Origin of the sequence: Trinickia sp., from assembly GCF_051961175.1 — a bacterium.
Lineage (GTDB): Bacteria > Pseudomonadota > Gammaproteobacteria > Burkholderiales > Burkholderiaceae > Trinickia.
On sequence record NZ_JBQCDN010000250.1, the window covers coordinates 1 to 2,502 of the forward strand.

Consider the following 2,502-nt stretch of genomic DNA (forward strand, 5'->3'; position numbering starts at 1 on the left):
CGACCTCACTCCACCGTCACCGATTTAGCCAAATTCCTTGGCTTGTCGATATCCGTCCCCCTGGCCAGCGCCGCATGAAACGCGAGCAACTGCATGGGGACGGTGTGCAAGATCGGCGATAGCGGCCCGTAGTATTCATTGAGTCGAATGACGCTCACCCCAGGGCTGGGCGACAAGCCGCAATCCACATCGGCAAAGACGAACAGTTTTCCATTGCGCGCGCTCACCTCGTGCATGTTCGATCGCAGCTTCTCCAGCAGCCGATCATTCGGCGCCACCGCGATCACCGGCATTTCATCGCTGACCAGTGCGAGCGGCCCATGCTTGAGTTCGCCTGCCGGATAAGCCTCGGCATGGATATACGAAATCTCTTTCATCTTGAGCGCCCCTTCGAGTGCGATCGGAAAGTGCATGCCGCGGCCGAGAAAGAGCATGTTTTCCCTCCGGGTGAGCATGTCCGACCACGCCATGATCTGCGGCTCCAACGCCAATACCTTGCTCATTGCATCGGGGAGGTGACGCAACGTATGGAGATGGCGCCGCTCTTCATCCTCGCTCAGGCGCCCGCGAATCTGCGCGAGCGTCAACGTCAACAGGAACAAGGCCACGAGCTGCGTGGTGAATGCTTTCGTCGACGCTACACCGATCTCGATCCCTGCGCGCGTCATGAAGTTCAACGCGCATTCGCGCACGAGCGCGCTCGTTGGCACATTGCAGATCGCAAGCGTATTCGTCATGCCCAATCGCTTCGCCATGCTGACGGCACCCAGCACGTCGGCCGTTTCCCCGCTTTGCGAAACCGTCACCACCAGCGTGTTGGGATTGGCCACGCTATCGCGGTAGCGGTACTCACTCGCGATTTCGACGTTCGCAGGGAGACCCGCCAGGCTCTCGATCCAATACTTCGCGGTGAGTGCGGCGTGATAGCTGCCTCCGCATGCAAGCAACAGCACTGAATCGATGCCGCTCAAGATACGCCAGGCGTTGTCACCGAACAGCTCGGGCATGATGGCATTGACGTCGAGCAGCGTATCGGCAATGGCGCGCGGCTGCTCGAAAATTTCCTTCTGCATGTAATAACGATAGCCGCCCAAATCGGCTGCGCCGCTGTGTGCCGCCACGATCTGCGCGGGCCGTTCGACACGGCGACCTTCCCGGTCGACCACCCAATGACGGTGCAATTGAATATCGACGACGTCGCCGTCTTCGAGGTAGACGATCCGGTTCGTTTCGTTCGAGAGCGCGATGGCATCCGACGCGAGAAAGTTTTCACCGTCGCCCAGGCCGATGACGAGCGGCATGCCTTCACGGGCGCCGACGATTCGATGCGGCTCGTCGCGGCACATCACGGCGATCGCGTAGCTGCCGCGTAGCCGTGAAACGGCGTTTTTGACGGCTTCGAACAGGTCTCCCTCATAGAGATGGTGGATCAGATGAACGATCGTCTCGCTATCGGTTTGGCTGGCGAAGACGTAGCCGTGCTGTTCGAGTTCGGCTCGCAACGCATCGCAATTTTCGATGATGCCGTTATGCGACAACGCGATGCTGGCGTTGTCCTCTGCAGGCGAGAAGTGCGGGTGAGCGTTGGCCGTAATGGGCGCGCCGTGCGTGGCCCAGCGCGTGTGGGCGATTCCCGTATAGCCGGACAAACCGAGCGCGGCGACCTCGGCTTGCAACGCCGCGACACGCTCGACGCTGCGCGCGCTCACAAGCTTGCGATCGTGGTAGGCAACGACGCCGCATGAGTCATAACCGCGATATTCAAGCCGCTTCAAGCCGTCGACCAAAGTAGGCATGACATTGCGCTGGGCGACAGCACCGACGATTCCACACATTTTCATCTCTCCGTTGGGCGACCTGCTTCAGAGGTCACTGGCGGCGATCGTAAGGGTAATGATGTGAAATTTTCTTTCAAAAAATAAGCCCCTATGAAATATCAGATCGGATAGTATTCCGTGTGAAATTAAATTTCACGTGCTGCCGCAAGCAGCGATGGACGGGGAACTGACATGGCAGCGCTGGAACTGGATGATCTCGACCGACGGATCCTTGCGATCGTCCAAGCCGATTCTTCGTTGTCGAACCTTGATCTGGCGCAAAGCGCCCATGCTTCGGCGCCCACGTGCTTACGCCGTGTCCGTCGCTTGAAAGAGGCTGGGCTGATTGAACGGGAGGTCGCCGTCCTCGATTTTTCGAAGGTGGGGCCGATGGTCACAGCAGTCATTGAGGTCAGTCTTGATCGTCAAGCGGCGGAGGATTACGACGCATTCGAAGCGCATGTCTGCACTGAGCCGGCTGTGACGCAGTGCTATCGCGTATCGCCTGGGCCGGACTTCGTGGTCATCGTCGAGTTGCCGGATATGCGCGCGTATGATGAATTCGCGCGTCGTCTCTTTACGCAATCGTCGAATGTCCGGAACGTGCGCACATTTTTTTCGATGCGCCGGGCGAAATTCGAGGCGGGGCCGCCGATCGCCACGCTGATCGATCGCCCCGCGCCCT

General features: G+C 59.2%; 2 protein-coding genes. One reads left to right on the plus strand and one right to left on the minus strand.

The window, feature by feature from the left end:
• Window positions 1–5: 5 nt before the first annotated feature.
• Window positions 6–1,835 carry a glutamine--fructose-6-phosphate transaminase (isomerizing) gene (glmS, locus tag ACTHL0_RS15285; protein ID WP_440567655.1) on the minus strand — a complete coding sequence of 610 codons (1,830 nt, stop codon included), beginning with the start codon at window positions 1,833–1,835 and terminating at the stop codon, window positions 6–8.
• A gap of 174 nt (window positions 1,836–2,009) precedes the next feature.
• Here glmS and ACTHL0_RS15290 point away from each other — a divergent pair.
• Window positions 2,010–2,502: Lrp/AsnC family transcriptional regulator (locus ACTHL0_RS15290; RefSeq protein ID WP_440567656.1), on the plus strand; the 493-nt coding region annotated here is incomplete at its 3' end.

Bases quoted from the DNA above. Each gene is read 5' to 3' on its own strand.
- glmS (WP_440567655.1), bottom strand. From the start codon at position 1,835: ATGTGTGGAATCGTCGGTGCTGTCGCCCAGCGCAATGTCATGCCTACT.